The sequence below is a fragment of the Klebsiella sp. PK18 genome, assembly GCF_057784655.1.
The window spans coordinates 2930708-2953692 of record NZ_CM173493.1; the positions used below are offsets into that span (position 1 = coordinate 2930708).

The window sequence follows — 22985 nt, forward strand, 5'->3', positions numbered from 1 at the left end:
CACCGTCACATTTTTTACTTATGACAGGATGAGCTATGCCGCAACTTGATGAATACCTCCACCAGCTGGTGCCGGCCATGATCCAATGGCGCCGTGATTTTCACCTGCACGCGGAATCCGGCTGGCTGGAATTCCGCACTGCCAGCAAGGTGGCGGAGATCCTCGACGGGCTCGGCTATCAGCTGGCGCTGGGGCGCGATGTCATCGATGCCGATAGCCGGATGGGGCTGCCGGACGAGGATACCCTGGCCCAGGCTTTCGAGCGCGCCCGCGAACAGGGCGCGCCGGAACGCTGGCTGCCGGCGTTTGAAGGCGGTTTCGCCGGCGTGGTCGCCACGCTCGACACCGGGCGGCCCGGCCCAACCCTGGCCTTCCGCGTCGATATGGATGCCCTTGACCTCAATGAACAGCACGACGACAGCCACCGCCCTCATCGCGACCATTTCGCCTCCTGCAACGCCGGCATGATGCACGCCTGCGGCCATGATGGCCATACCGCCATCGGGCTGGGCCTGGCGCATGTCCTGAAGCAGTATGCCGCGCAACTCAACGGGGTGATCAAACTGATTTTCCAGCCCGCTGAAGAGGGCACCCGCGGCGCCCGGGCGATGGTGGCCGCCGGCGTGGTGGATGACGTGGATTATTTCACGGCGATCCATATCGGGACCGGTGTGCCGGCAGGTACCGTCGTCTGCGGCGGCGACAACTTTATGGCCACCACTAAATTCGACGTGCAGTTCAGCGGCGTGGCCGCCCACGCCGGCGGCAAGCCGGAGGAGGGGCGCAACGCGCTGCTGGCCGCCGCCCAGGCCGCTCTTGGCCTGCACGCCATCCCGCCGCACAGCGCCGGCGCCTCGCGGGTCAACGTCGGGGTGATGCAGGCGGGCACCGGGCGCAACGTGGTGCCCTCTTCCGCGCTGTTAAAAGTGGAAACCCGCGGTGAAAGCGAAGCCATTAACCAGTACGTGTTCGAGCGGGCGCAGCACGTCATCGCCGGGGCGGCGGCGATGTACGAAGCCCGCTACGAACTACGCATGATGGGCGCGGCGACCGCCAGCGCGCCGTCGCCGGCGTGGGTGGACTATCTGCGCGAACAGGCCGCCCGGGTGCCCGGCGTGCAACAGGCGGTGGATCGTATCGCCGCCCCGGCGGGCTCGGAAGACGCCACCCTGATGATGGCCCGGGTCCAGGCGCGCGGCGGCCTCGCCTCGTACATGATTTTCGGCACCGAACTGAGCGCCGGTCACCACAACGAGAAGTTTGACTTCGACGAGAGCGTCATGGCGCTAGCGGTAGAAACTCTGGCGCGTATCGCGCTTAACTTTCCCTGGCAGCGGGGGGTGTAATGGAAGCCATTTTTCAGTTTGTGGACGAGATGATTGAGACGCGACGCGAGGCGTACTGCGCCATCGCCGATGACATCTGGGATCACCCGGAGACCCGCTTTGAGGAGTACTGGTCCGCCCAACGCCTGGCGGATGCGCTGGAGGCAGAAGGTTTCCAGCTCACTCGCGATGCGGGTGGGATCCCGAATGCCTTTATCGCCAGCGTCGGCGAAGGCCAACCGGTCATTGCCCTGCTCGGCGAATTTGACGCCCTGGCGGGCCTCAGCCAGCAGGCCCACTGCGCGGAACCGACACCCTCGACACCGGGAGCCAACGGCCACGGCTGCGGGCACAATCTGCTCGGTACGGCGGCATTCGCCGCGGCGGTCGCCGCCAAAGCCTGGCTGCAACAGCATGGCGGCGCGGGCACGCTGCGCTTCTATGGTTGTCCCGGCGAGGAAGGCGGATCGGGAAAAACCTTTATGGTGCGCGAAGGGTTGTTTGATGATGTCGATGCGGCGCTGACCTGGCATCCGGAAGCCTGGGCCGGGATGTTCAGCACCCGCACCCTCGCCAATATTCAGGCGGCATGGCGTTTTACCGGCACCGCCGCCCACGCTGCGAATTCGCCGCACCTGGGCCGGAGCGCGCTGGATGCCGTCACTCTGATGACCACCGGCAGCAACTTCCTCAATGAACATATCATCGAGAAGGCGCGGGTCCATTATGCCATTACCGATACCGGCGGTGTCTCGCCCAACGTGGTGCAGGCTCAGGCGGAAGTGCTGTATCTGATCCGTGCGCCGGAGATGGCCGACGCGGAGCAGATCTTCGCCCGCATCGAGAAGATTGCTCAGGGGGCCGCGCTGATGACCGAGACTCAGGTCAGCTGCCGCTTTGAAAAAGCCTGCTCCAGCTATCTCCCCAACCGCACGCTTGAGGCGGCGATGTATCAGGCGGTCTGTCATTACGGTACCCCCGCCTGGAGCGACAAGGAGCGCGCTTTTGCCGCGGCGATACGCGCCACCCTCAGCGCCAACGATATTAACAACAGCCTGAACAATATTGCCGGCACCAGTGGGGAGGAAGGCAAAACGTTCGCTCGTCGCCACCGCGACACGCTGCTGATTGATGAGGTGGCGCCCTGGGCGGCCACGGATAACGTCCTCGCCGGCTCCACTGACGTCGGCGATGTCAGCTGGAAAGCGCCGGTGGCTCAGTGCTTCAGCCCGTGCTCCGCGGTGGGAACCCCGCTGCACAGCTGGCAGCTGGTGAGCCAGGGCAGAACCTCCATTGCCCATAAAGGGATGTTGCTGGCGGGGAAAGTGCTCGCGGCGACCGCGATCCGTTTATTCAGCGACAGCGCCCTGCTGGCGGCCAGCCAACAAGAACTCAGGCAGGTACTGGCCGAACGCCCCTATCGTTGCCCGATCCCGGCGGAGGTGAGTCCGTCCGTTTTACGATAACCACTTAAGACAGGCTACTCCTGGCCAACGCTGACCGGCATCGCGGCACGCACCGACCATAATAACCGCCGGCAGTACGGGAGCAGGCCTGCCCAACACAACAACGACAACAGAGGAACGCCCATGAGTATGTCATCCATACCGTCGTCTTCCCCCGGCGGAAAGCGCTATGGCTGGGTAGAGAAGATCGGTAACAAAGTCCCGCACCCGTTTTTGCTGTTTATCTATCTTATCGTGGCGCTGATCGCGGCCACGGCGATACTTTCCGCCTTCAACGTCGGGGTGCAGAACCCTACGGATGGTTCACGGGTGGTGGTCAAAAATCTGCTCAGCGTGGAAGGGTTGCACTGGTTTTTGCCCAACGTCATTAAAAACTTCAGCGGTTTCGCGCCGCTGGGGGCGATCCTCGCCCTGGTGCTGGGCGCCGGCTTCGCCGAGCGGGTGGGCCTGTTACCCGCGCTGATGGTGAAGATGGCCTCTCACGTCAGCGCCCGATATGCCAGCTATATGGTGCTGTTTATCGCCTTCTTCAGCCATATCTCTTCTGACGCGGCGCTGGTAATTATGCCGCCGCTGGGCGCGCTGATGTTCCTCGCCGTCGGTCGGCATCCTGTCGCCGGCCTGTTGGCGGCGATTGCCGGTGTGGGCTGCGGCTTTACCGCCAATTTACTGATCGTCACCACCGACGTACTGCTCTCGGGGATCAGCACCGAGGCGGCAAAATCCATCGATGCCTCTTTGCACGTCAGCGTGATCGACAACTGGTACTTTATGGCGACCTCGGTGATCGTCCTGACGCTCGTCGGCGGACTGATCACCGATAAGCTGGTGGAGCCGCGGCTGGGCCAGTGGCAAGGCAGTCGTGATGAAAAGCTGCAGACGCTGACGCCCGAGGAGCGTTTCGGCCTGCGCATCGCCGGCGTGGCAACGCTGGTATTCGTGGCGGTCGTCGCCCTGATGGTGGTCCCCGAGAACGGTATTCTTCGCGACCCGGTTCAACATACGGTCATGCCCTCGCCGTTTATCAAAGGCATCGTGCCGCTGATTATCTTTTTCTTCTTTGTCGTGTCGCTGGCATACGGCATCGCCACCGGCAAAATTCGCCGCCAGGCCGACCTGCCGCAGCTGATGATTGAGCCGATGAAAGAGATGGCCGGGTTTATCGTGATGGTCTTCCCGCTGGCGCAGTTCGTGGCGATGTTCAACTGGAGCAACATGGGCAAGTTTATGGCCGTCGGTCTGACGGACCTGCTGGAGAGCGCCGGGATGAACGGCGTCCCGGCGTTTGTCGGGCTCGCGCTGCTGTCGGCTTTTCTGTGTATGTTTATCGCCAGCGGCTCGGCCATCTGGTCGATTCTGGCGCCGATCTTCGTGCCGATGTTTATGCTGCTGGGCTTTCACCCGGCCTTTGCGCAGATCCTGTTTCGCATCGCCGATTCATCGGTGCTGCCGCTGGCGCCGGTGTCGCCGTTTGTGCCGCTGTTTCTCGGCTTCCTACAGCGCTACCGACCGGATGCCCGCCTCGGCACCTACTACTCGCTGGTGCTCCCTTACCCGCTGATTTTTCTCGCCGTCTGGCTGCTGTTGCTGGTGGGATGGTATCTGGTGGGACTGCCGATCGGCCCGGGCATCTATCCGCGTCTTCCTTAACCTGCTGGCAGGCCAGGGATGGCCGTATAGCCTTAACGCGACACCTTCGTTTTCACTTTGCTGGCCGCATGATCCACACTGGCTAATTTATAGAAAAGCGCTTTGTACACCCTTTCAAACACCAGGGTCAGACCGTGGATCGCTAAGCCGCTGATGATCAATACCAGTACGCCAGTCAGTATATATTGCATAGCCCCACCTCTGAGTGATTAACAGCGCCGCGCTGAGGCGTCGGCACCCTACCAGGCGCGTGAAGCACCGGTATCGTCAGTTAAAAAGTAGCAAAAACCATGCCCGATAACCCGCCAGGATCGATCCAAAAATAAATCATCGTGGCTTAGGCAGAGCGCCAGCCCGTGATGCGGCTTTATCTTTTGGGAGTATAGTTGACTGTCGTCAGCGCGTGGTATCGTGTGCCCCTCATGTACGATGGTGGATGACAGAAACGATGTTGACCTTGCTGCAGGATAAAATGGATACCCCGCTGGGGCCGCTGTGGGTACTTTGCGACGAACAGTTTAATTTGCGCGCCGTCGAGTGGGACGAGCACCGCGATCGGATGGAAACCCTGCTCGACGTTCACTATCGACGGGAAGGCTATCAGCGCGTCGACTGCCGCAACCCAGGCGGCCTCAGCAGTAAGCTGAACGACTATTTCGCCGGCGATCTGGCGATTATCGATACCCTGGCTACCGCCACCGCCGGCACCCCGTTCCAGCGCCAGGTCTGGCAGGCGTTACGCGATATCCCCTGCGGCCAGGTGATGCACTATGGCCAACTGGCCGAGGCGCTCGGACGCCCCGGCGCCGCGCGCGCGGTGGGCGCCGCCAATGGCGCCAATCCGGTGAGTATCGTGGTGCCCTGCCATCGGGTCATCGGGCGTAACGGCACCCTGACCGGCTATGCCGGGGGCGTGCAGCGAAAAGAGTGGTTATTGCGCCATGAAGGGTATCTTTTACTTTGACTGAAAATGCCTTTTCTGGAATCTTCAGGTAATTTTACAATCAAACATAGCGAAATAATCTATTGCTTATCAATCAGATATACAGCCATTTTGATTTACCCTGCTGATATTACGTGTTTCCGGGTCTGAAGACTTACCTGCTGATCAAAAAGATGTTAAAATTGACCAATATCAATTAAGGCCTGAGCAGACATATGATCCCTGAGAAGCGAATTATTCGACGCATTCAGTCTGGCGGTTGTGCTATCCATTGTCAGGATTGCAGTATCAGCCAGCTCTGCATCCCCTTTACTCTGAACGAGCATGAGCTTGATCAGCTGGATAATATTATCGAGCGGAAAAAGCCAATCCAGAAAGGTCAAACCTTGTTCAAAGCCGGTGATGAGCTGAAGTCGTTGTACGCTATTCGCTCCGGGACCATCAAAAGCTACACCATCACTGAGCAAGGTGATGAGCAGATCACCGGCTTCCATCTGGCGGGCGATCTGGTGGGCTTCGACGCCATCGGCACCGGTCTGCACCCGAGCTTTGCGCAGGCGCTGGAAACCTCGATGGTCTGCGAAATCCCCTTTGAAACCCTTGACGATCTTTCCGGAAAAATGCCGAATCTGCGTCAGCAGATGATGCGCCTGATGAGCGGTGAGATTAAAGGCGACCAGGATATGATTCTGCTGCTTTCCAAAAAGAATGCCGAAGAGCGTCTGGCGGCGTTTATCTACAACCTCTCTCGTCGTTTCGCCCAGCGCGGTTTCTCACCGCGTGAGTTCCGCCTGACCATGACCCGCGGCGACATTGGCAACTATCTCGGCCTCACTGTCGAAACCATCAGCCGTCTGCTGGGGCGTTTCCAGAAAAGCGGCATGCTGGCGGTGAAAGGCAAATACATCACCATTGAAAACAGCGATCTGCTGGCCCAGCTGGCCGGTCAGGCTCGTAACGTCGCTTAATCTCTGCGCACCACCTGGTCACGATCGGCAATTTTTTAAGATTTGTTGATCTGACCAGGCTCCTCCCCTGTTTCAATTCATCCATATAGGTTATCTTTTTAGTAACTGACGGTAGCTGCAGTTGTAAGGAGACCCTGTATGGCGAAGTATCAGAGCATGCTGGTAGTAATCGATCCTAACCAGGACGACCAGCCGGCACTTAGGCGCGCGGTGTACCTGCACCAACGGATTGGTGGACGCATCAAAGCCTTTTTGCCGATCTATGATTTTTCTTATGAAATGACCACCCTGCTGTCGCCGGACGAACGCACGGCGATGCGCCAGGGCGTTATTGCCCAACGTACAGCCTGGATCCGCGAGCAGGCGAAATTCTATATTGAATCGGGTGTGCCGATCGACGTAAAAGTGGTGTGGCACAACCGCCCCTTCGAAGCCATTATTCAGGAAGTTATTAGCGAGAAACACGACCTGCTGTTGAAGATGGCCCACCAGCACGACAAACTGGAGGCAGTGATCTTCACCCCCACCGACTGGCACCTGTTGCGTAAGTGTCCCTGCCCGGTGTGGATGGTAAAAGACCAACCGTGGCCGGAAGGTGGCAAAGCGCTGGTCGCGGTCAATCTCGCCAGCGAAGAGAATTATCACAACACCCTGAACGAAAAGCTGGTTCGGGAAACGCTGTCGCTGGCGCAAGAAGTTAACCATACCGAAGTACATCTCATCGGCGCCTACCCGGTGACCCCCATCAATATCGCGATTGAGCTTCCGGATTTTGATCCCAGCGTCTACAACGACGCCATTCGCGGTCAGCACCTGCTGGCGATGAAAGCGCTGCGGCAGAAGTTTGGCATCGATGAGAAATTCACCCACGTGGAAAAAGGCCTGCCTGAGGAGGTGATCCCGGATCTCGCCGAGCATCTGCAGGCGGGGATCGTGGTGCTGGGAACGGTCGGACGTACCGGCCTGTCAGCGGCGTTCCTCGGCAATACCGCGGAACAGGTGGTCGATCATCTGCGCTGTGACCTGCTGGTACTCAAACCGGAGGCCTACCAGACGCCGGTGGAACTGGACGACGACGACGACGATTAACCCTCTTCTCGTACCGCTCATCTTCCCCCGCCTCGCGGGGGATTTTTTTTGCTTGCTGCCAGTCAGGCACAAAAAAAGGGCCGCTGGCGGCCCCTGTCACTGTCCAGCGAGAATGGCTTAGTGGATACCCAGACGCCAGGCCAGATCGATCTCTTCTTTCAGCTCCAGCGATGAGAGCGCCATCAGGTCAGCAAACTCCAGCTCCAGCAGTTTCAGCTTTTTCAGATACTGCGCTGGGGTCATGACGGTAGTGTCGCGGCGTAAGAATTCGATGGCCATCTGCGTTGGGGTTATCTCGGTATCCATAATATCCTCTGTCTGATGTAATAACCGGGACATTATATCATCTCTCACCGCTTATTTTATGAACAATTCCAGGCATCTCTCCGCATATAAAAAAGCCGTCTCACAGGAGACGGCTTATAAACAAACGTTGTAAAACAAGCGTGCTACATTACAGCGCTTTCAGGATCGCATCGACGCTGGCTTTCGCATCCCCAAACAGCATATGGGTGTTCTCTTTGAAGAACAGCGGGTTCTGTACGCCGGCGTAGCCAGTGTTCATCGAACGCTTAAAGACCACCACGTTCTGCGCTTTCCAGACTTCCAACACTGGCATACCCGCGATAGGGCTCTTCGGGTCGTCCTGCGCCGCCGGGTTGACGGTGTCGTTGGCGCCAATCACCAGCACGGTGTCGGTATCGCTGAAATCATCGTTGATCTCATCCATCTCCAGCACGATGTCGTAAGGCACTTTGGCTTCCGCCAGCAGCACGTTCATATGCCCCGGCAGACGCCCGGCCACCGGGTGAATACCAAAGCGTACTTTGATACCCCGCGCCCGCAGCTTCTCGGTAATTTCTGCCACCGGATACTGCGCCTGGGCCACCGCCATACCGTAGCCAGGGGTGATGATCACCGACTGCGAGTTTTTCAGCATCTCCGCTGTCTCTTCCGCGCTAATCTCGCGATGTTCGCCCACTTCTTCATCGCCGCCGCTGGAAGACCCATCGGTGCCGAAGCCGCCAGCAATCACGCTGATAAAGGAGCGGTTCATCGCCTTACACATAATGTAAGAGAGGATGGCACCGGAAGAACCCACCAGCGCGCCGGTGACGATCAGCAGGTCATTGCTCAGCATAAAGCCCGCTGCCGCTGCCGCCCAGCCCGAGTAGGAGTTGAGCATGGAAACCACCACCGGCATATCCGCGCCGCCGATAGAAGCCACCAGGTGCCAGCCGAAGGCCAGCGCGATCGCGGTCATCACCAGCAGGCACAGGACCTGGGTACCAGTGCTGTCGGCGCGAACAAAAATCACCATCAGCACGAAGGAGACCACCAGCGCCGCCAGGTTCAGCTTATGGCGATTCGGCAGCATCAGCGGCTTCGAGGAAATTTTGCCGCGCAGTTTACCAAACGCCACCACCGAACCGGTGAAGGTGACTGCACCGATGAAGATGCCGAGGAACACTTCGGTCAAATGGATATTGACCAGAATCTGCTCCATCCCGGTTTCATGCTGCAGGTAGCTGTTAAAACCCACCAGCACCGCCGCCAGGCCCACGAAGCTGTGCAGGATAGCCACCAGCTCCGGCATCTCGGTCATCTCGACCTTTTTCGCCAGACGAATACCGATCGCCCCACCGATCACCATCGCGAGGATGATCCAACCGACGTTGCCGGCGTCCGGCCCCAGAATCGTGGCGATCAGGGCGATAGCCATCCCGGCGATGCCGAAATAGTTGCCCTGCTGCGACGTTTCGTGTTTCGACAGACCCGCCAGGCTGAAAATAAACAGGATTGCGGCAACAATGTATGCAGCTGTAACTAATCCACCAGACATGTGCTACCCCTTATCCTTTGCGAAACATTTTCAGCATGCGCTGAGTCACGGTAAAACCACCGAAAATATTAATGCTGGCGATCAGTACCGCGATAAAGCTCAGGAAGCTGACCCAGCCCCCGTGGCCTATCTGCAACAACGCACCAACAACGATAATGCCCGAAATCGCGTTCGTCACCGACATCAGCGGCGTATGCAGCGCATGGGAGACGTTCCATACCACGTAGTAACCTACTACGCAGGCCAGCGCGAAGACGGTGAAATGGCCAAGAAACTCTTTTGGCGCGACGTTCGCCAGCCAGCCGAAGAGGATAATCGCCAGCGCTATCAGGGCATATTTACGCCATGGGGACACCGGTTTTGCCGCTTCTTTCGGCGCTTCCACTTTTTTCGCTGCAGCCTGCGGCTGAGCGGAGACCTGAATCGGCGGCGCCGGCCAGGTGATTTCGCCTTCGCGCACTACGGTCACGCCGCGCACCACCACGTCATCGAAATCGATAACAATGTTGCCATCTTTCTCTTTGCACAGCAGCTTCAGCAGGTTAACCAGGTTGGTACCGTAGAGCTGGGAAGACTGGGTCGGCAGACGGCCCGGCAGATCGGTGTAACCAATAATTTTCACGCCGTTGGCGGTGGTGACCACTTCGCCAGGTACGGTGTACTCACAGTTGCCGCCATTTTGCGAGGCGAGGTCGACCACCACGCTGCCCGACTTCATGGAGTCGACCATCTCGCGGGTGATCAGTTTCGGTGCCGGTTTACCCGGAATTAACGCCGTGGTGACGATGATATCGACATCTTTCGCCTGGGCGGCAAACAGCGCCATTTCGGCCTTAATAAAGGCCTCAGACATCACCTTGGCGTAGCCGTCGCCGCTGCCGGCTTCCTCTTTAAAGTCCAGCTCGAGGAACTCGGCGCCCATACTCTGCACCTGCTCCTTCACTTCCGGACGGGTATCGAAGGCGCGGACGATAGCGCCCAGGCTGTTGGCGGCGCCAATCGCAGCCAGACCGGCCACCCCGGCGCCGATGACCATCACCTTCGCGGGCGGAACTTTGCCTGCCGCCGTAATCTGTCCGGTAAAGAAACGGCCGAATTCATGGGCCGCTTCCACGATTGCACGGTAGCCGGCAATGTTTGCCATTGAACTGAGCGCATCCAGCGACTGGGCGCGAGAAATACGCGGCACCGAATCCATCGCCATCACGTTGATATTATGGGCCGCCAGTTTTTCCATCAGCTGCGGGTTTTGCGCAGGCCAGATAAAACTTATCAGCGTGGTTCCCGGATTCAGCAGTGCAATTTCATCGTCATTTGGAGCATTGACCTTGAGGATGATGTCAGACTGCCAGACCTCGTTGCCCGCGACGATCTCAGCCCCTGCCTGGGTAAAGGCGGCATCGTCAAAGCTGGCCAGTTTCCCGGCCCCGCTTTCTACCGCGACGCTAAAGCCGAGTTTAAGCAATTGCTCAACGGTCTTCGGCGTGGCGGCGGCCCGGGTCTCCTGGGCTAGCCTCTCTTGTGGTACACCAATACGCATAGTTTTCCCTTCCATCGGTTTTTGATGATGGTTTACTTTTCTGACCAACAACGACAAGACGGCGAAATCTTCCTCGCCATCTTCCGCTGTCTGCAAAATGAAACAGTAACAAACTTTTTATAACCTACTGAAAATAGCGATTGTGATCTACAGCGATAAAACAGAAATTTTGATTTTATTGCTTATTGTCAGCACAGATGGTTCCGGGCAGCAATATTTACCTGAATTTCTCACTCAGGCCTGATAATCCGCTTATCCAGCGTGATAAAACGCCATTTATCGCCATTGAGATCATTGTATTAACATTACGTTAACTAATAAAAGTGGTATCGATTATCGTTTTTGCTGGTCAAGCGGCTGTTTTTTCAACATATCGAAAAATGTTATCTTTCCGTAGTATACGATTCGGGCGGCAAGCAAAAAATGACGCAGACAGTCACAACGATTAAATGCAATAATCAAACGTTTTCAGTCAACAACAACACCAGTATATGGTTTGCGCAAGGCAAAGGATTATTTTTATGAAGCTTAAAAACACCCTCCTGGCGTCTGCTCTCCTGACAACCGCCACGTTGTCTGCCCATGCAGCGACCGAGTTGACCCCGGAGCAGGCGGCTGCGCTGAAGCCCTACGATCGCGTTGTCGTCACCGGCCGGTTTAATGCCATTGGCGACGCGGTACAGGCGGTATCGCGTAAAGCCGACAAAGACGGCGCGGCCTCATTCTATGTTGTCGACACGTCGGACTACGGCAATGGCGGCAACTGGCGCGTCACGGCTGACCTCTATAAAGACAACGCGCCGCAAGCGGATGCGCCGAAAAATCGCATCATCAATGGCGTGGTAGAACTGCCGAAAGATCAGGCCGTGACGCTGATGCCTTACGACACTGTCACCGTTCAGGGCTTCTATCGCAGCCAGCCGGAAGTCAATGACGCCATCACCAAAGCGGCAAAAGCGAAAGGCGCCTATGCGTTCTTTATCGTGCGCCAGGTGGATGCCAACCAGGGCGGCAACCAGCGCATTACCGCTTATATCTATAAAAAAGATGCTGAAAAACGCGTGCTGCAGAGCCCGGACGCCATCCCGGCAGACTCTGACGCCGGTCGCGCGGCGCTGGCCAAAGGCGGTGAAGCCGCGAAAAACGTGGAAATCCCGGGCGTCGCCACCACCGCAGCTGTAGGCTCAGGCACTGGCGTCGGTCGTTTCTTCGAGACCCAGTCTTCCAAAGGCGGGCGTTACACTGTCACGCTGCCGGACGGCACCAAAGTGGAAGAAGTGAACAAAGTGACCGCGGCGCAAATGGTGCCGTTCGATAATATCCAGTTCACCGGCAACTACGGCAACATGACGGAAATCTCCTATCAGACGGCGAAACGCGCGGCGAAGAAAGGGGCGAAGTACTACCACATCACCCGTCAGTGGCAGGAACGCGGCGGCAACATCACCATCAGCGCTGATTTGTACAAATAATCACTGCTGACTGGCTAAAAAGGCGGCGCAATGCCGCCTTTTCATTTTTTTTCATCCCCCGCCATTGCATGGCTCCCGGACACTCCGTAAAATCCCGCGCCTTAGCGCAATCCTCCATTTTTATGCGATTTCGCAAAATAAATATTCTGGAACAGCCATTTTCACCTCGGGAATGCAATGGAAAAGAAACTGGGCCTGAGCGCCCTGACCGCCCTGGTCCTTAGCTCAATGCTCGGCGCTGGCGTATTCAGTTTGCCGCAAAATATGGCTGCCGTAGCCAGCCCCTCCGCTTTGCTTATCGGCTGGGCCATCACCGGCGTCGGGATCCTGTTCCTCGCCTTCGCCATGCTGCTGTTAACCCGCATTCGCCCCGACCTCGACGGCGGGATCTTCACCTACGCCCGCGAAGGGTTCGGTGAGCTGATTGGCTTCTGTTCCGCCTGGGGATACTGGCTCTGCGCGGTGATCGCCAACGTCTCCTATCTGGTCATCGTCTTTTCGGCGCTCAGTTTCTTCACCGATACCCCTGAGCTGCGCCTGTTTGGCGATGGCAACACCTGGCAGTCTATCGCTGGCGCTTCGGTTTTGCTGTGGGTTGTCCATTTTCTGGTCCTGCGCGGCGTGCAGACGGCGGCGGGGATTAACCTGGTGGCCACCCTCGCCAAACTCCTGCCGCTGGGCGCGTTTATCGCGCTCGCCGCCCTGGCCTTCCAGCTGGATACGTTCCGCCTCGATTTCCGCGGACTGGCGCTGGGAATCCCCGTGTGGGAGCAGGTTAAAAACACCATGCTGATCACCCTGTGGGTGTTTATTGGCGTGGAAGGTGCCGTCGTGGTTTCTGCCCGCGCCCGACACAAGCGCGATGTCGGTCGCGCAACGCTGCTGGCGGTGCTCTCCGCCCTCACGGTCTATCTGCTGGTCACCCTGCTGTCGCTGGGCGTGGTGCCGCGCAGCGAACTGGCCGGTATGCGTAACCCGTCGATGGCGGGACTGATGGTCAACATGATGGGTTCGTGGGGAGAAATCGTGATTGCGGCGGGCCTGATCGTGTCGGTGTGTGGCGCCTACCTGAGCTGGACGATTATGGCTGCGGAAGTGCCTTTCCTGGCCGCCACTCATAAAGCCTTCCCGCGCCTGTTTGCCCGCCAGAACCGCAACAATGCCCCGTCCGCCTCGCTGTGGCTGACCAATATCAGCGTTCAGGTATCGCTGGTGCTGATCTGGTTGACCGGGTCGGACTACGGCACCCTGCTGACCATCGCCTCAGAGATGATCCTCGTCCCCTATCTGCTGGTCGGCGCCTTTCTGCTGAAAATCGCCACTCGCCCGCTGCACAAAGCGGTGGGTATCGGCGCCTGCATTTATGGCTTATGGTTATTATACGCGTCGGGACCTGTGCATTTGCTGTTGTCGGTGGTACTTTACGCTCCGGGTCTTCTGGTCTTTTTGTACGCTCGACGTACGCACCAGCACGATCGTTCGCTCAAACGCCGCGAATTGGCGCTAATTGGTTTATTGCTGGTTGCCGCTGTGCCGGCAACGTGGATGCTGGTGGGGTAAGCGCTCGCCCTGCCGCAGAACGCATAGGAGATACCCATGGCTGAACAACAGCCCCGCCCGGTTCTGATCACAGGAGGAGGCCGCCGCATCGGTCTCGCGCTGGCACACCATTTTCTGCTGCAACACCAGCCGGTCATCGTCAGCTATCGCACGCCCTATCCGGCGATCGATGGCCTGCGCGACGCGGGCGCCCTCTGTCTGCAGGCCGATTTCAGCAGCGATGACGGCATACTGACCTTCGCCGAAGCGGTCAAATCGCACACCAGCGGCCTGCGCGCCATCATCCACAACGCCAGCGACTGGATGGCGGAGAAGCCGGGGGTAGCGCTGAGCACAGTGATCAACCGCATGATGCAGATCCACGTCCATGCCCCCTATCTGCTCAACCACGCGCTGGAGGATCTGCTGCGCGGCCACGGCCATGCCGCCAGTGATATTATCCATATTACCGATTACGTCGTGGAGCGCGGCAGCGATAAACATATCGCCTACGCCGCCAGCAAAGCCGCGCTGGACAATATGACCCGCTCCTTCGCCCGCAAGCTGGCGCCGGAGATCAAGGTCAACGCCATCGCCCCGTCGCTGATTATGTTTAATGAGGGTGACGACGAAGCCTATCGTCAGCAGGCGCTGGATAAATCGCTGATGAAAATCGCCCCAGGCGAAAAAGAGATTAGCGACCTTATCGACTATCTGTTTACCAGCCGCTACGTCACCGGCCGGTCCTTCGCCGTCGACGGCGGCCGCCCGCTGCGCTAGTGGAAGTGGTTCCAGCCCAGGATTAACAGCCAGGCGCATAGCCCCCAGCATCCCACCGCGCCTGCCAGCGCCAACGGCAGGCGCATGATCCCGGTGAAGTACCACAGCGATACCAAATAGACAAAATAGGGAATAATCGACCACATGCCGAACACGATGGTGGCGCGCAGGGCTTCAATACCGCGCTCGCTGGCGACGATATAGTGGGCGATGAGCGCAAAGGTAGGAAACAGCGGGATCAGCCCGGCGAGAGCGTAATTTTTCGTTTTTGCCAGCACGCCAATCAGCACCACCACCAGCGCACCCAGCAGCCCTTTGATTAACAGCCCCATGTCCTTATGCCTTAACAATGAATCAACAAGTTAGCGCAGCATAGCGGAAATAGCGCTGTTTATAAAAGAGTAATGGCGGGTAAAATAGACGCAGTGTATGTTACTTCTTTTACTGATGTGCAATAGACATGAATAAAATCGTTTTTGTTGAGGATGACCCTGAGGTTGGGGCGCTGATCGCCGCCTATCTCGGCAAGCATGATATGGAGGTGGTGGTCGAGCCTCGCGGCGACCGCGCAGAGGACGTGATCGCGCGGGAGAAACCGGACCTCGTGCTGCTGGACATTATGCTGCCCGGCAAAGACGGGATGACGCTCTGCCGCGATCTGCGCGGGCAATGGCAAGGGCCCATTGTCCTGCTGACCTCACTCGACAGCGACATGAACCATATCCTCTCCCTGGAGATGGGCGCCAGCGATTATATCCTGAAAACCACACCGCCAGCGGTGCTTCTCGCGCGACTGCGTCTGCATTTACGCCAGCATATCGCTCCGGCGGGCGCCGGCGCCGGTACCCCGGCAACGCTCACGCCGCACAAAACCATCTCCTTTGGTTCGCTGACCATTGACCCGGTCAACCGCCAGGTGCTGCTTGGCGGAGAAAACGTCGCATTGTCGACGGCCGATTTCGATCTGCTGTGGGAACTGGCCACCCACGCCGGGCAAATTATGGACCGCGACGCGCTGCTGAAAAATTTACGCGGCGTCACCTACGACGGGATGGATCGCAGCGTTGACGTGGCTATCTCCCGCCTGCGCAAAAAACTGCTCGACAACGCCACGGAGCCCTATCGTATTAAGACCGTTCGCAACAAAGGCTACCTGTTCGCCCCACACGCCTGGGACAACTAAGCTTCTCCCGCGGCCCTGCGAGGGGCCCGTTTTATGGCGCACTCCCCGACAGTAACCACCTCAACTTTTATTGCTTAGGGCAACTGCGCGGGTTTCCCTCTGCGCGCCCGCTGCCCGCTGCGAATTAGTCATATTGCGTAAATCAATAGATTTAGCCGTACAGTTCCCCATCACATAAGCCTTCAATATGATTGTGCTCAAGGACTTACTGTTATCAGAGTGGCATAAAGCCTGAAAACACAGGACTTTTGCATGATGAAATACGTTGTACTTTTGGCACTCTCACTCTTCACTTCACTCTCTGGTTGGGCTTTTTCCCTCGACAACGCCGATATTCGACTCCTCTGTCCACAGCGCGGGCAAATCGAGGTGATCCTCCACCGCTATGAACATACCCAGCAATCCTGGGGACAGCATCACTTTGAAACGGGAGGCGGCCACGTTCGCCAGGGACCGCTGCTGGTGATCCCGTTTGCCAACCTCGATCAGATGATTTACCACCAGACCACCGGCGAATTTGCTTACTGGTATGCCAAAACGGAAAAGCTGGTGCGCTGTCGTCTGCTGAGTCTGACGACCCTCTATCCGGTGGATATTCCCTACTTTCGCGAGTAGCGATACCCCGCTCAACGCTCCAGGGTAATGCAGGTCTGGTGGTTATAATTAATTTGTGACAACGTCACTAATTCAGATATTCCCGGCCGATATCATCCCGGATGACGCGACCTATACCGGGTATACCGGCGCCACAAAGATGGCAAGGTGCAACATGCCGAGCCCCCAAAGATGGTCGTTTTACAATAAATTTTCATTGTTCTAGTGTGAGTTAACTCAACACTCACGCGGTACGGGAGAGACAATGGGACGGTTCTCAGGTAAGAAAATTGTGATTACAGGGGCGAGCAGCGGTATTGGTCTGGCGGGGGCAATGCGCATTATTGATGAAGGGGGCGAAGTGATGCTGACCGGACGCCATCAGCAAAAACTGGCGTCGTTACGCACATTGCTGCCCGAGCGTGCCTGGTTTCTTCAGAACGATGGCGCGAAACCTGAGGCGGCGCATGCCCTCGCCGAGTCTGTAGAATCATTTGGCATGCTGGATGGCCTGTGGCTGAACGCCGGGCAGCTCGCCTTTTCTACGGTGGAAAATACCACCGAAACGCAGTTCGATACCATCATGGTCAACAACGTCCGTTCCCAGTATGTGGTGGATGGCGGACTGCTGCGCTTATAAGGGCTCCGTCATTATTTATGCGTAAGGGATGTTGTCAGTGAGGGTGAACCCTGCTTTGATAGCGCATTAAACCGGGCGTGAAACGTAGAAGTGATTTTGCGGTATATTCTGCCGTGACAAACGCCCTGGACTGCGGTCTGGTTTCGTTTCTGCATCACCGCTTTAGCGGAAAGACACATACCACACCGCGCCATGAAGGCAAAAGATAGGTAATTAACATTCTGATTTAAGTGAGATTTAATGAAAAAGCTGTTTGTGCAGTTCTATCTTTTGCTCTTCGTTTGCTTTCTGGTAATGACCATGCTGGTCGGTCTGGTCTATAAATTTACCGCTGAGCGCGCCGGACGACAGTCGCTGGACGATTTGATGAAAAGTTCGCTGTATCTGATGCGCAGCGAGCTGCGGGAAATTCCGCCGCGCGACTGGAGCAAGACGCTCAAAGAGCTGGATCTGAACCTGTCGTTCGATCTGCACATCGAACCAATGAGCAAATTTAAGCTGTCGGAAAGCTCGATGCAGCACCTGCGCGCCGGCGATATTGTCGCGCTGGATGACCAGTACACCTTTATTCAGCGTATTCCCCGCAGCCATTATGTGCTGTCGGTGGGCCCGGTGCCTTATCTCTATTTTCTGCATGAAATGCGCCTGCTGGACGTGGCGCTGATGGCGTTTATTGCTATCTCGCTGGCCTTTCCGGTGTTTATCTGGATGCGTCCGCACTGGCAGGACATGTTGCGCATTGAAACCGCTGCCCAGCGCTTTGGCGAGGGCCACTTCAGCGAGCGCATTCATTTTGACAGCATGTCCAGCTTTGAACGGCTCGGCGTGGCCTTTAACCAAATGGCCGATAACATTAACGCCCTCATTGCCAGTAAGAAGCAGTTGATTGACGGTATCGCCCATGAGCTCAGGACGCCGCTGGTCCGCCTGCGCTACCGTCTGGAGATGAGCGAAAACCTCACCGAGGCGGAATCGCAAGCGCTGAACCGCGATATCGGCCAGCTGGAGGCGCTGATTGAAGAGCTCCTGACCTACGCCCGCCTCGACCGCCCGCAGACGGAACTCAGCCTGACGACGCCTGACTTTCCCGCCTGGATCAGCGATCACGTCGAGGATATCCAGATGGTCAACCCGCAGCGCGAGGTCGCTCTGGCGACGCTGACCCACGGCAACTACGGCGCGCTGGATATGCGGCTGATGGAGCGGGTACTGGATAATCTGGTGAATAACGCCCTGCGCTACAGCACCCAGCGGGTGGCGGTCAGCCTGACCCTGCAGGGTCCGCGCGCGTCGCTGCAGGTCGAGGATGACGGCCCGGGAATCGCTCCCGAAGAGCGCGAGCGGGTGTTTGAGCCCTTTGTCCGTCTTGACCCCAGCCGCGATCGGGCGACAGGAGGTTGTGGCCTCGGCCTGGCGATTGTGCACAGTATTGCCCAGGCGATGGGCGGTGACGTGCGCTGTGAGGCCAGCCCTCTCGGCGGCGCCCGCTTCTGCTTTAGCTGGCCGGTTTATCATCAGTTGCCCGATTTTACCTCTGCCTGAATAAAACTTGCGCAGCGGCCGCGCGCTGCGTATGCTGTAAAAATCAAATAGTATGTTGTAACTAAGGTGAAATGATGGCCAGCTACGATCTTGTTGAACGTCTGAATGATACCTTTCGCCAGATCGAGCTGGAGCTGCAGACGCTCCAGCAGACATTAAGCAGCTGTCGGCTGCTGGCGGCCCGGGTATTTGAACTGCCGGCGGTCAGTAAGGATGCCGAGCACGATCCGCTGGCGAACATACCGGTGGTGCAGCACAGCGGCAAGGCGGCGCTGGCCCTCGCCCTGCGCCACTACAGCCATCTGTTTATCCAGCAGCAGTCGGAAAACCGCAGCAGCAAGGCCGCCGTCCGTCTGCCAGGGGCTATCTGCCTGCAGGTCACCGCCGCGGAGCAGCAGGATCTGCTGGCGCGCATTCAGCATATTAACGCCCTGAAGGCTACCTTCGAGAAAATCGTCACCGTCGATTCTGGCCTGCCCCCTACTGCCCGTTTTGAATGGGTGCATCGCCACCTGCCGGGCTTGATCACCCTCAGCGCCTACCGCACGCTGACGCCCCTTATCGACCCGAGCACCATCCGCTTCGGCTGGGCCAATAAACACGTGATCAAGAACCTGACCCGCGACCAGGTATTGATGATGCTGGAGAAAAGCCTGCAATCACCGCGGGCGGTGCCGCCGTGGACCCGTGAGCAGTGGCAGAGCAAGCTTGAGAGGGAGTATCAGGACATCGCCGCCCTGCCGCAGCGGGCGCGGCTGAAAATCAAACGGCCGGTGAAAGTGCAGCCGATTGCCCGCGTCTGGTACGCCAGCGAGCAGAAACAGGTGCAGTACGCCTGCCCCAGCCCGCTGATCGCGCTGATATCCGGCAGCCAGGGGGTCAGCGTCCCGGATATCGGCGAATTGCTGAACTATGACGCCGACAATGTCCAGTACCGCTACAAACCGGAGGCGCAGTCGCTGAGATTACTTATCCCGCGCCTGCACCTCTGGCTGGCTAGCGAGTAGCCAGGCTGCCAACCATCTCCTCAGGGCGCACCCAGCTGTCGAATTCGGCTTCCGTCAGGTAGCCCAGCGCCAGCGCCGAGGCTTTGAGGGTCAGCCCCTCATGGTGCGCTTTTTTAGCGATTTCCGCCGCCTTGTCGTAGCCGATATGGGTATTCAGCGCAGTGACCAGCATCAGCGACTCATTGAGCAGCTGGCTGATCCGCTCGCGATTCGGTTCAATACCCACCGCACAGTGCTCGTTAAAACTTGCCATGCCGTCCGCCAGCAGACGCACCGACTGCAGGAAGTTGTGGATGACCATCGGGCGATAGACGTTAAGCTCAAAGTTGCCGGAGGCGCCACCGATATTCACCGCCACGTCGTTGCCCATCACCTGGCAGCAGACCATGGTCAGGGCTTCGCACTGGGTTGGGTTAACCTTGCCGGGCATAATCGATGACCCTGGCTCGTTTTCCGGGATGGCGATTTCGCCAATGCCGCAGCGGGGGCCGGAGGCCAGCCAGCGGACATCGTTAGCGATTTTCATCAGGGACGCCGCCAGGCCTTTCAGCGCGCCGTGGGCATGGACCAGGGCATCCACAGTGGCCAACGCTTCGAATTTGTTTGGTGCGGTGACAAATGGTTGTCCGCTGAGCGACGCCAGCTCGGCCGCCACCCGCACGGCATACTCCGGATGGGTATTCAGCCCGGTTCCTACCGCCGTCCCGCCCAGCGCCAGCTCGGCAAGATGCGGCTGACTGGCTTCGATGTGCTTCAGGCTATGGTCCAGCATCGCCACCCAGCCGGAGATCTCCTGGCCTAACGTGAGCGGCGTGGCGTCCTGCAGATGGGTGCGGCCGATCTTGACGATATCCCTGAAGGCTACCGCTTTTTCATTGAGCGTCGCCCGCAGCGCCTGCAGCGACGGGATCACTTTTTCCCGCAGGGCAATCAGCGCCGCGACGTGCATGGCGGTGGGGAACACGTCATTTGAGCTCTGGCTCTTATTCACATCGTCATTGGGATGAATTTTTCGCGCCATCCCCCGTTCACCGCCCAGCAGTTCACTGGCGCGGTTGGCCAGCACCTCGTTCATATTCATATTGCTTTGGGTGCCGGAGCCGGTCTGCCAGATAGCCAGCGGGAACTCCTGCGCGTGCTTTCCGGCGAGGACTTCGTCAGCGGCAGCGACGATCGCCCCGGCTTTCTCCGCCGTCAGCAACCCGAGATCCTGATTAACCTTCGCCGCCGCCCGCTTGGTCAGCGCCAGGGCGTAAATCAGCTCCCCGGGCATTTTTTCGCTTGATATGCGGAAATGCTCCAGCGAGCGTTGGGTCTGGGCGCCCCAGAGCTTATCGGCCGGGACGTCGATGGCGCCCATCGAGTCTTTTTCACTGCGATGCGTTGTCATTACTTTCTCCTTGGATTCAAAGTGCGTCATAGCGACAAAGCTCACCTGCTTAAAAGACTAAGTATTGGCCAGATTTATAAGTTGTTTTGGTGGTTCGTGCCGCGAAGCGACATAAAAAAGCCGCCCGAAGGGCGGCCCAGACCGCTGACAAAATGCAATCGTCGGGATTGCCCGGCGGCGCTGCGCTTGCGCGGGCCTACAGAGAATTGCCTAACTGTTTAATATTGCTGTTTTTCGCAGGCCGGGTAAGGCGAAAGCCGCCACCCGGCAGAAAGGCGATCACAATAACGAAAACCGGTTTGTCATCGGCCAGAGCCGCCCCGAAGGGCGGTCTGGGTTACTTCACGCAGCGGGCGCACTGCGACGTCTGGATCTGCTGGAAGAAGTCATTGCCTTTATCATCGACGAGGATAAACGCCGGGAAATCTTCCACTTCAATTTTCCAGATAGCCTCCATACCCAGCTCCGGATACGCCACGCACTCGAGGCTACGGATGCTCTGCTGGGCCAGTACCGCCGCCGGGCCGCCGATACTGCCGAGGTAGAAGCCGCCGTGTTTGTGGCACGCGTCGGTGACCTGCTGGCTGCGGTTGCCTTTCGCCAGCATGATCTTGCTCGCGCCGTGCGACTGCAGCAGATCAACATAAGAGTCCATGCGCCCTGCGGTGGTCGGTCCCAGAGAGCCGGAGGCGTAACCGTCCGGTGTCTTGGCCGGACCGGCATAGTAGATCGGGTGATCTTTGACGTACTGCGGCAGTGCTTCACCGCTGTCGATAAGCTCCTTCAGCTTGGCGTGGGCAATATCGCGGGCCACGATAATAGTGCCGCTCAGCGACAAACGGGTGGACACCGGGTACTGCGACAGCAGCGCCAGGATCTCGCTCATCGGCTGGTTAAGATTCACCTTCACCGCTTCGCCTTCCCCGGCCTGGCGCAGATGCTCAGGGATATATTTCCCCGGATTGCTCTCCAGCTTCTCGATCCAGATGCCGTCGCGGTTGATTTTGGCTTTGATGTTGCGGTCGGCGGAACAGGAGACGCCCATCCCTACCGGGCAGGAAGCGCCGTGACGCGGCAGACGGATCACGCGGATATCGTGGGCGAAGTATTTCCCGCCGAACTGCGCGCCGAGGCCAAGGTTCTGCGCTTCCAGCAGCAGCTCCTGCTCCAGCTGAATGTCGCGGAACGCCTGGCCATGCTCGTTACCTTCGGTCGGCAGGCCATCGTAGTATTTGGTGGAGGCCAGCTTGACGGTTTTCAGCGTCGCTTCCGCCGAAGTCCCGCCGATCACAAAGGCGATATGGTACGGCGGACAAGCGGCGGTCCCGAGGGTGCGCATCTTCTCAACCAGATAGTTTTTCAGCTTCGCCGGGGTGATCAGCGCTTTGGTTTCCTGGTACAGATAGGTTTTGTTCGCCGAACCGCCGCCCTTGGCGATGCAGAGGAATTTGTACTCATCGCCATCGGTAGCATAAAGATCGATCTGCGCCGGCAGGTTGGTACCGGTGTTAACCTCTTTATACATATCCAGCGGCGCGTTCTGCGAGTAGCGCAGGTTGTCCTGGATATAGGTGTTGTACACACCCTGCGCCAGAGCGGCTTCATCACCGCCGCCGGTCCACACGCGCTGGCCTTTTTTACCCATGATGATCGCGGTGCCGGTGTCCTGGCAGGTGGGCAGAATGCCTTTGGCGGCGATATCCGAGTTGCGCAGGAACTGCAGGGCGACGTATTTGTCGTTTTCGCTGGCTTCCGGGTCGTTAAGGATATCCGCCACCTGCTGCTGATGCGCCGGGCGAAGCATAAAGGAGGCGTCGTGGAAAGCATGCTGCGCCAGAAGGGTTAGCGCCTGAGGGTCGACTTTTAGCACTTCCTGGCCGGCAAATTCGGCGACGGAGACGTAATCACTGCTGAGGAGATAATACTCGGTGTCATCCTTTTTGAGGGGAAAAGGATCCTGGTAAACAAACGGTTTATTCGACATTGTACTCTCACTTACTGCTTTGGCTGATTA

Annotated in this window: 21 protein-coding genes; 14 read left to right on the forward strand and 7 right to left on the reverse strand. The window is 58.1% G+C overall.

All coding sequences use genetic code 11. The annotated features are described in order from the left end of the window. Positions 1-35: 35 nt before the first annotated feature. The 3 genes from AC3EMD_RS14425 (at position 36) to abgT (ending at position 4441) form a co-directional block, all read left to right on the forward strand. Entirely contained in the window at positions 36-1346 is a 1311-nt protein-coding gene (locus AC3EMD_RS14425) for a M20 family metallo-hydrolase (protein ID WP_048267869.1), read from the forward strand. After that, a complete protein-coding gene (locus AC3EMD_RS14430; protein WP_302073550.1) occupies positions 1346-2791 on the forward strand; it encodes a M20 family metallopeptidase in 1446 nt (481 codons plus the stop codon). The genes AC3EMD_RS14425 and AC3EMD_RS14430 overlap by 1 nt, the downstream gene beginning before the upstream one ends. A gap of 123 nt (positions 2792-2914) precedes the next feature. Beyond that, complete coding sequence (abgT, locus tag AC3EMD_RS14435; protein WP_022065675.1) at positions 2915-4441, forward strand: p-aminobenzoyl-glutamate transporter; 1527 nt, start codon at positions 2915-2917, stop codon at positions 4439-4441. A gap of 32 nt (positions 4442-4473) precedes the next feature. On the opposite strand, the gene AC3EMD_RS14440 is transcribed toward abgT, so the two are convergent. Then, positions 4474-4632, reverse strand: coding sequence for a hypothetical protein (locus AC3EMD_RS14440; protein WP_012541886.1), 159 nt, complete (start codon positions 4630-4632; stop codon positions 4474-4476). 257 nt (positions 4633-4889) lie between these two features. On the opposite strand from AC3EMD_RS14440, the gene ogt reads away from it, so the two are divergent. The 3 genes from ogt (at position 4890) to uspE (ending at position 7441) form a co-directional block, all read left to right on the forward strand. Further along, positions 4890-5405, forward strand: coding sequence for a methylated-DNA--[protein]-cysteine S-methyltransferase (gene ogt / locus AC3EMD_RS14445; protein ID WP_012541887.1), 516 nt, complete (start codon positions 4890-4892; stop codon positions 5403-5405). 194 nt (positions 5406-5599) lie between these two features. Beyond that, a complete protein-coding gene (gene fnr, locus AC3EMD_RS14450) occupies positions 5600-6352 on the forward strand; it encodes a fumarate/nitrate reduction transcriptional regulator Fnr (protein ID WP_002903394.1) in 753 nt (250 codons plus the stop codon). Positions 6353-6490: 138 nt separating this feature from the next. Beyond that, complete coding sequence (gene uspE, locus AC3EMD_RS14455; protein WP_008805063.1) at positions 6491-7441, forward strand: universal stress protein UspE; 951 nt, start codon at positions 6491-6493, stop codon at positions 7439-7441. 117 nt (positions 7442-7558) lie between these two features. On the opposite strand, the gene AC3EMD_RS14460 is transcribed toward uspE, so the two are convergent. From AC3EMD_RS14460 to pntA, 3 genes are all read right to left on the reverse strand, one after another. Next, positions 7559-7747, reverse strand: coding sequence for a YdiH family protein (locus AC3EMD_RS14460; RefSeq protein WP_302073551.1), 189 nt, complete (start codon positions 7745-7747; stop codon positions 7559-7561). A gap of 148 nt (positions 7748-7895) precedes the next feature. Next, on the reverse strand, positions 7896-9284 hold the full coding sequence (gene pntB / locus AC3EMD_RS14465) for a Re/Si-specific NAD(P)(+) transhydrogenase subunit beta (protein ID WP_012541888.1): 1389 nt from the start codon (positions 9282-9284) through the stop codon (positions 7896-7898). A gap of 10 nt (positions 9285-9294) precedes the next feature. Further along, positions 9295-10824, reverse strand: coding sequence for a Re/Si-specific NAD(P)(+) transhydrogenase subunit alpha (gene pntA, locus AC3EMD_RS14470; protein WP_302073552.1), 1530 nt, complete (start codon positions 10822-10824; stop codon positions 9295-9297). 521 nt (positions 10825-11345) lie between these two features. Here pntA and ydgH point away from each other — a divergent pair. The 3 genes from ydgH to folM all read left to right on the forward strand — a co-directional run bounded on the left by ydgH (position 11346) and on the right by folM (position 14615). Further along, complete coding sequence (gene ydgH / locus AC3EMD_RS14475; RefSeq protein ID WP_008805066.1) at positions 11346-12296, forward strand: DUF1471 family protein YdgH; 951 nt, start codon at positions 11346-11348, stop codon at positions 12294-12296. 177 nt (positions 12297-12473) lie between these two features. Beyond that, on the forward strand, positions 12474-13856 hold the full coding sequence (locus AC3EMD_RS14480; protein WP_008805067.1) for an amino acid permease: 1383 nt from the start codon (positions 12474-12476) through the stop codon (positions 13854-13856). A 36-nt stretch (positions 13857-13892) separates the two neighbouring features. After that, the gene (folM, locus tag AC3EMD_RS14485) at positions 13893-14615 is read left to right on the forward strand and encodes a dihydromonapterin reductase (RefSeq protein WP_012541894.1); all 723 of its coding nucleotides are present in this window, start codon (positions 13893-13895) and stop codon (positions 14613-14615) included. Here the strand turns inward: folM and AC3EMD_RS14490 are convergent. Beyond that, positions 14612-14947: a GlpM family protein gene (locus AC3EMD_RS14490; RefSeq protein ID WP_008805069.1), complete on the reverse strand. Its 336-nt coding sequence runs from the start codon at positions 14945-14947 to the stop codon at positions 14612-14614. The genes folM and AC3EMD_RS14490 overlap by 4 nt on opposite strands. A 128-nt stretch (positions 14948-15075) precedes the next feature. On the opposite strand from AC3EMD_RS14490, the gene rstA reads away from it, so the two are divergent. From rstA to tus, 5 genes are all read left to right on the forward strand, one after another. Next, positions 15076-15798: a two-component system response regulator RstA gene (gene rstA, locus AC3EMD_RS14495; protein ID WP_008805070.1), complete on the forward strand. Its 723-nt coding sequence runs from the start codon at positions 15076-15078 to the stop codon at positions 15796-15798. Positions 15799-16050: 252 nt separating this feature from the next. Continuing rightward, positions 16051-16413: a hypothetical protein gene (locus AC3EMD_RS14500; protein ID WP_008805071.1), complete on the forward strand. Its 363-nt coding sequence runs from the start codon at positions 16051-16053 to the stop codon at positions 16411-16413. A 244-nt stretch (positions 16414-16657) separates the two neighbouring features. After that, a complete protein-coding gene (locus AC3EMD_RS14505) occupies positions 16658-17032 on the forward strand; it encodes an SDR family NAD(P)-dependent oxidoreductase (RefSeq protein WP_048268028.1) in 375 nt (124 codons plus the stop codon). 240 nt (positions 17033-17272) lie between these two features. Further along, positions 17273-18574: a two-component system sensor histidine kinase RstB gene (rstB, locus tag AC3EMD_RS14510; RefSeq protein WP_008805073.1), complete on the forward strand. Its 1302-nt coding sequence runs from the start codon at positions 17273-17275 to the stop codon at positions 18572-18574. 74 nt (positions 18575-18648) lie between these two features. Then, positions 18649-19581: a DNA replication terminus site-binding protein gene (gene tus, locus AC3EMD_RS14515; RefSeq protein WP_016160939.1), complete on the forward strand. Its 933-nt coding sequence runs from the start codon at positions 18649-18651 to the stop codon at positions 19579-19581. On the opposite strand, the gene fumC is transcribed toward tus, so the two are convergent. Next, entirely contained in the window at positions 19571-20971 is a 1401-nt protein-coding gene (fumC, locus tag AC3EMD_RS14520; protein WP_012541897.1) for a class II fumarate hydratase, read from the reverse strand. The two genes, tus and fumC, sit on opposite strands and share 11 nt — an antisense overlap. Positions 20972-21308: 337 nt before the next feature. Further along, positions 21309-22955, reverse strand: a complete 1647-nt coding sequence (fumA, locus tag AC3EMD_RS14525) for a class I fumarate hydratase FumA (protein WP_012968340.1) — start codon at positions 22953-22955, stop codon at positions 21309-21311. Positions 22956-22985 lie beyond the last annotated feature (30 nt).